Consider the following 7364-nt stretch of genomic DNA (forward strand, 5'->3'; position numbering starts at 1 on the left):
TATTGATAATCTCATCGAAGATTTAGGAGCGAAAATGGGCGAGAAGAAAAGCGGCTTGCGGCAGGGCCTGACGAACTACGGCGATGAAGGTTTCTCGCTTTTTCTGCGCAAGGCGTTCATCAAGGGAGCGGGCTATACCGACGACGCGTTGTCGCGTCCGATCGTGGCTATCGCGAACACGGGCAGTGCCTACAACCCATGCCACGGCAACGCGCCGCAGTTGATCGAGGCGGTCAAGCGCGGCGTGATGCTGGCTGGCGGGCTGCCTGTCGAATTCCCGACGATTTCGATCGCCGAGAGTTTTTCGCATCCGACCAGCATGTACCTGCGCAACCTGATGTCGATGGACACGGAGGAGATGATCCGGGCCCAGCCGATGGATGCGGTGGTGCTGATCGGCGGCTGCGACAAAACCGTCCCGGCCCAGTTGATGGGTGCGGCGGCGGCGGGCGTGCCCGCTATTCAACTGGTGACGGGCGCCATGCTCACGGGCTCGCATCGCGGCGAACGGGTGGGGGCATGTACGGACTGCCGTCGTTTCTGGGCGAGTTTTCGCGGCGACCAGATCGACGAAGCCGAGATCGAAGCGGTCAACAATCAGCTCGTCGCGACGGTCGGGACCTGTTCGGTGATGGGAACGGCCAGCACGATGGCCTGTATTGCGGAAGCCTTGGGCATCATGCTGCCGGGTGGTGCGTCTGCGCCTGCCGTGACTGCCGATCGCATCCGCATTGCGGAGCGCACTGGCGCGCAGGCCGTGGCGATGATCGGGCGGGACCTGAGTCCGGCGACAATCCTGACGCCCAAGGCGATCGAAAATGCGTTGCGGGTGCTGCTCGCAATCGGCGGCTCGACCAACGGCATCATTCACCTCACGGCAATTGCGGGCCGGCTCGGGATTCGCATCGACCTTGAGCAGCTCGACCGGATGGCGCGCGAGACGCCGGTCCTCGTCGATCTGAAACCGTCCGGACAGCACTACATGGAAGACCTGCATCGCGCCGGCGGCTTGACCACGGTCATGCGCGAGATGAAAGGCCTGCTGCATCTCGACGCGCTCACTGTGACGGGCCGTACGCTCGGTGAGGAGCTGGATCTCGCCCCCGCGAGCTTCCCGCAAGACGTAGTCCGCCCGTTTGACCGCCCGATCTTTCCGCAAGGCGGTATTGCGGTGTTGCGTGGCAATCTCGCGCCGGGCGGCGCGATCATCAAGCAGTCAGCGGCAAGCGCCAGCCTGATGGAGCACGAAGGGCGGGCAGTCGTCTTCGAGGACGCGGAGGATCTGGCTCGCCGTATCGACGATCCGGAACTGGACGTGGAAGCGCACGACGTACTCGTGCTCAAGCGGATCGGTCCGGTCGGTGCACCCGGAATGCCGGAAGCGGGCTACATTCCGATCCCGCGCAAGCTCGGCCGCCTGGGTGTCAAAGACATGGTGCGCATTTCGGATGGACGCATGAGCGGCACGGCGTCCGGTACAGTGGTCCTGCACGTCACACCCGAAGCGGCGATCGGCGGTCCGCTTGCGATCGTACAAACGGGCGACCGGATTCGCCTGAGCGTGGCGGAACGGTCTATCGAACTTGCCCTCAGCGACGAGGAAATTGCAGCTCGTCTCGCCGCGTTGCCGGCGCGCCAGGCCGATCCCGAGGAGCGTGGTTATCGCAAACTGTTCCTGACGACGATCACTCAGGCCGACGAGGGCTGCGACTTCGACTTTTTGCAAGCTACCCGGATTAACGCGACCGTTCCCGGCAGCGGAAACAAGGGATAAAGGTCATATTTTCGTATAGGCTCGCGGGTTAGATCATTTTGCGGACCCTTTTATGAGCAACGCTGCCAAGCCCAAACGCTCCGATGCACCCACTGCGAAGACGGTCGAACGCGACCGCAATGTCGACGAGACGCTGCGCAGCGTCTCAGACGAGCTCGAGGAGCAGATCGTCCTTGGCGTTCTGCATCCACGGGAACGGCTTGTGGAAGACGATCTGTGCGAGCGCTTCAACCTGAAGCGCCACGTCGCACGCCAGGTGCTGGCGGAGGTGGAGCGGCGCGGCCTGGTGGAGCGCCGCAAGAATGTGGGCGCGGTGGTCAAGTCGTTTACGCCGCGCGAGGTTACCGAACTGTATGCGCTACGCGAACTGCTAGAAGCAGACGCGGCGAGGCGCATCGTTTTTCCGGTCACTAGCGAAGCGCTCGATGCGTTAACGGCAATACAGGCGGAGCACGACGAAGCAGCCGTCGCCGGAGATCTGCGGCGTGTGTTCCGCGCGAACATGGCCTTTCACCATGCGTTCTTTGCGTTGTCGGAAAGCCAGGTTCTAACCGAGGCGATTCACGAGTATGAGCGCCGTACGCATGCCATCCGTTCGGTATCGATCGTGTTTCCTCAGTATCTGGAGAAGGCTCGCGCCGAGCATCACCAGATGATCGAGGCGCTCCGAACCGGCGACCGGGAATCGTTGATCAAGTTATGCCGGGAGCACCTGGTGCCATCGCGCGATGCATATCTTGAAGCGCATCACCGCCGCTCGGCCGGCTACGCCGTACAGAAAGGCGAAACCGATTAACCGTATTTACCTGAATCACAGAGAGGGTATCAATGACTCGAGTACTGATTACCGGCGCGGCCGGTCACATTGGACGTGTGCTTCGCGCCGGTTTCCAGGGCCACTATGCACTGCGCCTCGCCGACATTGCGCCGCAGGCGGAGGCGCAGGCAGGCGAGGAAATCGTGACCGCGGACATCACGCGGCTCGAGGATCTTCTGTCGGCCATGAAGGGTGTCGATGTTGTCGTGCATCTTGCCGGCATTCCTGACGAGGATCGCTGGGAGCGCATCCGCGATATGAACATCGAGGGTTGCTACAACGTGTTCGAAGCGGCGCGGCAAGCGGGCGTCAAGCGCGTGGTGTTCGCGAGCTCGAACCATGCAGTGGGTTTTCATCGTCGCGACCGGATGATCGATAACAGCGTCGAGCCGCGCCCTGATAGCCGCTACGGCATCTCGAAGGTGTTCGGCGAGGCGCTTGGCCGGATGTACGCCGACAAGCATGGCATGTCGGTTGCGTGCATCCGGATTGGCTCGTTCCGCCCGGACGACCGGCCAACCGCACCGCGGCACCTCTTCACATGGATCAGCCATCGCGACATGGTGCAGGTGGCGCGCCGCTGTATCGACTATCCGGACTTTCACTTCGCGGTCGTGTATGGCGTATCCAATAACGCGCGCAATCGCTGGGACAATGCCAACGTGCGTTATCTCGGGTTCGTGCCGCAAGACGATGCCGAACTGCACGCGGCTGAGATCGAGGCCATGGGAAAGGTGGAAGATGCGCGTGAAGCGCTGTTTCATGGCGGCTTCGGCTGCCTTGTCGAATTCGACGGGGATCCGCTCCGGATCGATTGAGCATGGCGGGCCCCGTCGGACGATTGCGTCGCGTTAAAGCAGGCTCATCCGACTAGCGGGCCCACCTCGAAACTGAAGTTCGCAACGCCATCCACTCCGCCTGCGACCTTGTCGCCTGGGCGGAGTGCGCCTACGCCGGCGGGTGTTCCGCTGAAAATCAGGTCTCCCGGCTGCACAGTGACGGCCTGAGAGACGTAACTGATGATGTCCGCGACAGGCCAGATCATCTCGCTGAGATCGCCTTGCTGGCGGACTTCGCCATTCACGGACAACCATATCCGTCCGCTGGACGGATGCCCTAACTCGGACGCCGGCTTGATCTCGCTCACCGGCGCAGACGCATCAAAGCCTTTCGCCCAGTCCCACGGGCGGTTCAGTTTCTTCGCCGTCGCCTGGAGATCCCGGCGTGTCAGATCGACTCCGACACCATAACCCCAGACAAAATCGAGTGCGTTTTCGGGGGCGATGGCCTTTCCTTCCTTGCCGAGCGCAATGACGAGTTCAATCTCATGGTGCAAGTCGGAGGTAAGGGGAGGGTACGGAAGCACGCCGGTCGCTGGCACGACGGCATCGGCAGGCTTGGAAAAAAAGAACGGAGGATCCCGGTCCGGGTTGGCACCCATTTCGCGCGCATGCTCTGCGTAGTTACGCCCGACACAGAACACGCGGCGCACGGGAAAGCGGCTCGTCGAGCCGCTGACAGCAACGGAGGTGATCGTGGGTGGTGTCACTGAATATTCGGTCATGGTAAGCCTCGCGAGTAGTATTGGCCTACCGACGATATCGCCCTGCGAACGCGCCGTGCAGGACAAATCCGCTGAACACCAGGACGATCTTACGATGCTCCTTTGCGCGCGGTCGCGCCACCGTCTCGTTGAACCGCACGCCGGTGCATGTCGCGAAAGTCGCTCGGCGATTGACCGACTGACTGACGAAACCGCCTCGAAAAATAGGCTTCGTCGCGATAGCCGACCAGAAACGCAATGTCCTTGATGCGCCGGTTGTCGTTTGCCAACAGATCCTTTGCGCGTGCGATGCGTCGCTCGGTCACCCACTCGACAAATGTCCTGCCTGTCTCCTTCTTGATCAGATGCGTAAGGTAGTTCGGCGATAGAAACGCAGCGGCGGCGGCAGAGGTCAGAGACAGTGCGTCGCTCGCGAGATGTGCGTTGACATGATGGTCCACGCGGACCAGAGCGTCTCGTCGGCCGAGTCTTTGGGCATTGCGCGAGGAGAGCCGAAGCAGCTGATCCGCATGTCGCTGGCATACGATCCCGATAAGCTGAAGAAGGTATCCGCGCAGAAGAGCGGTTGAACCGAAGCGCCGCATCTCATTGACCTCCAGCATGCGTGACAGAACCGGCTCGATTTCGGCGAGATCGGCGTCCTCCAGAATGAAGTCGATGTACTCCTGAAGCCTGAATGGGGCGAGTTCGGGAGCCTGCGTGATCGACACATCCTCGAGGTCAAGGGGATCCGCGATTCCGTCCGTATTGGCGCGCAGAAACGATTGCGTAAAGTTGATGACAATGAAGCGCGAATGCGCGGGGTGCGGTATCAGATGCAAGCGATGCGGCAGGATAAAGGCGACCGCACCCGCAGGAAAGGGCCTGCGCACTCCGCCAATATGCTGTTCGGTGTCCCCGCCGAGGTTGATCTGAATTTGAAAATATTCGTGCTTGTGCGGCTCTTCAATCGCGGGGCGCGACGCTTGGTCGCGTATGTAGAAATCCAGACGATCGCTTCGCTCAGGCATCGCATAGGTGCGTGATACCACCACCGGTGATGCGTTCATGACTGTGTACTCCGATTGATTCATGCTTGCCGGTGCGTTGAACCCTTAACGGCGCCCTCGCGCCGACTACCCCGGAATCAGCACGCGACTGCGTGTGAGCACCTCTTTTGCCAGCTCCACGATGGTATCCGCGCCGCTAAGACACTCTTCCTGATAGGCGACAAAAAACCCCTGCTGAGTGATCGGCCGTTCAGTGTTCAGCACGTGAATCAGCCCGGCATCGATCTCCGCGAGCATGATTGCGGGCGACAGCACGGCCGCCGCATGTCCGGCCGCGACCAGCCGCGACATCATCGTCAGGGAATTGCATGAGCTGATGTTGTCCGGATTGCAACCGGCGCTGCGGAACCAGTTCATTACAAGCGAATGGTTCGATGACGGTTGCGAGACGGTGATGATCGGTACCGACGCAAGATCATGAGGCGCGACATTGCAGTTGGGCACGAGTTGCGGCGACGCAACCCAGTGCAGATCGGTGTAGCCGATGGCGGTCTCGACCACGTGAGGCGCATCGGTGGAATCGTTCAGTATCGCTATGTCCAGTTCGTGCGCGCCAAGCTTGCGTCCGAGTGTGACACCCACATCGATCGTGAGTTCGATCTTCATGTGCGGATATCGCGTCTTGAGTTGCGTCAGTAGATCTGCAAGCCCCGCGTGGGCGATGGACTCAATCGCGCCGAGACGTAGAAGCCCGTACATGGGGTCGGTACGCTTCGCTATCTGTTCGAGCTTTTCGGCGAGCTTTAGCACCTGTTCCGCATTGGCGAGCGCATCGCGGCCTGCGAGCGTGAGTTCGGAGCGGGTCCGACTGCGCGTGAAGAGCTGCACGCCGAGATGTTCTTCGAACTCCTGGATGCGTGCCGAAATGGTCGGCTGCGTGAGGTGCTGATGACGCGCCGCCGCATGAAATCCACCTAACCGCGCCACCCAATAAAAGGTCTCAATTTGCTGAAGAGAAATGCGCATGATCGAAGGTTTCTATCAGATGGTCTCGCTAACTTTGATTATCTCCCGGAAAAATTGCATGCGTATAGTGGTCCACTCTTTTCGTTGCGCCGTAACGTAGTGCGTCGTTGGTCATTTTGCAGCAGGGCAGTCCGTAGCTCCGATCGACCCGCCGGCTAAAGGAGATGCCGTTTGAAGCAAAAGAAGCAAGGCCACCGTGATAGACCCCAAGACGGCATAGACCCTGGCCGCAGCAACTGGGCGACCGACCTCGCGACTACGCCGGCCTCATCCGGCGAATCTTCTTTCCTCGAGGAGCGGGCGCGCGTCGCCGGTACCGGGCAGCCGTGCTTTCCGGTTCCGCCGAAGGCGACCGACAGTCATCACCATATCTACGATGCGCGGTATCCAGTCGATCCGTCTGCGCAATTGCAGCCGCCTGACGCAACGGTCGCCGACTATCGCGCGCTGCAGCGGAGGCTGGGCGTCGAGCGACATGTCGTCGTTCAACCGTCTACGTATGGAACCGACAATCGTTGCCTGCTCGATGCCCTGTCGCAGTTCGGAAAGACCGCACGCGGCATCGCGACCGTGCCCGTCACCGTGACGAATGGTGAGCTGGCCGGTCTTCATGATACGGGCGTACGCGGGCTGCGCTTTAACCTCGAATACCTGGTTGGCGTCACGGTATCGATGATGGAGCCGCTCTCGAAGCGGATCGAACCGCTCGGCTGGCACATTCAGGTCAATGCCACCGCTGCACAGCTACTCGCGCATCGACAGTTGCTTGCTAATCTGTCGTCGCCGCTCGTGATCGATCATATGGGGCAGATTCCGCAACCGGGCGGCGCGGAGCATGCTGCGTTCCGGATGGTCGAGGCGCTGCTGGCCAACGGCCGTACCTGGGTCAAATTGAGCGGACCCTATCTCGTGTCGCGAAGCGGAGCGCCGGTCTACGCCGACGCCGGAAGGGTCGCGCTCAGGTTTGCCCAGCTTGCCGCGGACAGGATGCTGTGGGGATCGGACTGGCCTCATCCGACGCAAGCGGCCGATAACAAGCCGGACGCCGCCCGCTTGCTGGACGATCTGACGCTGTGGATACCTGACGAATCGACGCGGCATCGAATCCTCGTCGAAAATCCTGCAAGGCTCTACGGCTTCTAGTACAACATCCCGCAATTACTTTTAATAATTGATTGCATGGTTTATCCTGGC

7 protein-coding genes are annotated in these 7364 nt (G+C 60.8%); 4 read left to right on the top strand and 3 right to left on the bottom strand.

Translation table 11 applies throughout. The annotated features are described in order from the left end of the window. Positions 1-34: 34 nt before the first annotated feature. The 3 genes from M0D64_RS42115 to M0D64_RS42125 are packed head-to-tail and all read left to right on the top strand — an operon-like array spanning position 35 to position 3409. A complete protein-coding gene (locus M0D64_RS42115; protein WP_266261983.1) occupies positions 35-1774 on the top strand; it encodes an IlvD/Edd family dehydratase in 1740 nt (579 codons plus the stop codon). Positions 1775-1826: 52 nt separating this feature from the next. Then, the gene (locus M0D64_RS42120; RefSeq protein ID WP_154561958.1) at positions 1827-2570 is read left to right on the top strand and encodes a GntR family transcriptional regulator; all 744 of its coding nucleotides are present in this window, start codon (positions 1827-1829) and stop codon (positions 2568-2570) included. 32 nt (positions 2571-2602) lie between these two features. Further along, on the top strand, positions 2603-3409 hold the full coding sequence (locus M0D64_RS42125) for an NAD(P)-dependent oxidoreductase (protein WP_266261984.1): 807 nt from the start codon (positions 2603-2605) through the stop codon (positions 3407-3409). Positions 3410-3453: 44 nt separating this feature from the next. Here the strand turns inward: M0D64_RS42125 and M0D64_RS42130 are convergent, their stop codons facing one another. The 3 genes from M0D64_RS42130 to M0D64_RS42140 all read right to left on the bottom strand — a co-directional run bounded on the left by M0D64_RS42130 (position 3454) and on the right by M0D64_RS42140 (position 6170). After that, entirely contained in the window at positions 3454-4155 is a 702-nt protein-coding gene (locus M0D64_RS42130; RefSeq protein ID WP_266261985.1) for a fumarylacetoacetate hydrolase family protein, read from the bottom strand. Positions 4156-4244: 89 nt separating this feature from the next. Beyond that, a complete protein-coding gene (locus M0D64_RS42135) occupies positions 4245-5204 on the bottom strand; it encodes a helix-turn-helix domain-containing protein (RefSeq protein ID WP_266261987.1) in 960 nt (319 codons plus the stop codon). A gap of 66 nt (positions 5205-5270) precedes the next feature. Continuing rightward, a complete protein-coding gene (locus M0D64_RS42140; RefSeq protein WP_266261988.1) occupies positions 5271-6170 on the bottom strand; it encodes a LysR family transcriptional regulator in 900 nt (299 codons plus the stop codon). Positions 6171-6341: 171 nt separating this feature from the next. Here M0D64_RS42140 and M0D64_RS42145 point away from each other — a divergent pair, with 171 nt between their 5' ends. After that, a complete protein-coding gene (locus M0D64_RS42145; RefSeq protein ID WP_266261989.1) occupies positions 6342-7313 on the top strand; it encodes an amidohydrolase in 972 nt (323 codons plus the stop codon). Positions 7314-7364 lie beyond the last annotated feature (51 nt).

It is taken from the genome of Paraburkholderia sp. WS6, from assembly GCF_030464835.1.
GTDB lineage: Bacteria > Pseudomonadota > Gammaproteobacteria > Burkholderiales > Burkholderiaceae > Paraburkholderia > Paraburkholderia madseniana.

Excerpts from the sequence above, each read along its gene's own strand:
- M0D64_RS42115 (WP_266261983.1), top strand. The coding sequence starts at position 35 with ATGGGCGAGAAGAAAAGCGGCTTGCGGCAGGGCCTGACGAACTACGGC.
- M0D64_RS42120 (WP_154561958.1), top strand. The coding sequence starts at position 1,827 with ATGAGCAACGCTGCCAAGCCCAAACGCTCCGATGCACCCACTGCGAAG.
- M0D64_RS42125 (WP_266261984.1), top strand. The coding sequence starts at position 2,603 with ATGACTCGAGTACTGATTACCGGCGCGGCCGGTCACATTGGACGTGTG.
- M0D64_RS42130 (WP_266261985.1), bottom strand. The coding sequence starts at position 4,155 with ATGACCGAATATTCAGTGACACCACCCACGATCACCTCCGTTGCTGTC.
- M0D64_RS42135 (WP_266261987.1), bottom strand. The coding sequence starts at position 5,204 with ATGAACGCATCACCGGTGGTGGTATCACGCACCTATGCGATGCCTGAG.
- M0D64_RS42140 (WP_266261988.1), bottom strand. The coding sequence starts at position 6,170 with ATGCGCATTTCTCTTCAGCAAATTGAGACCTTTTATTGGGTGGCGCGG.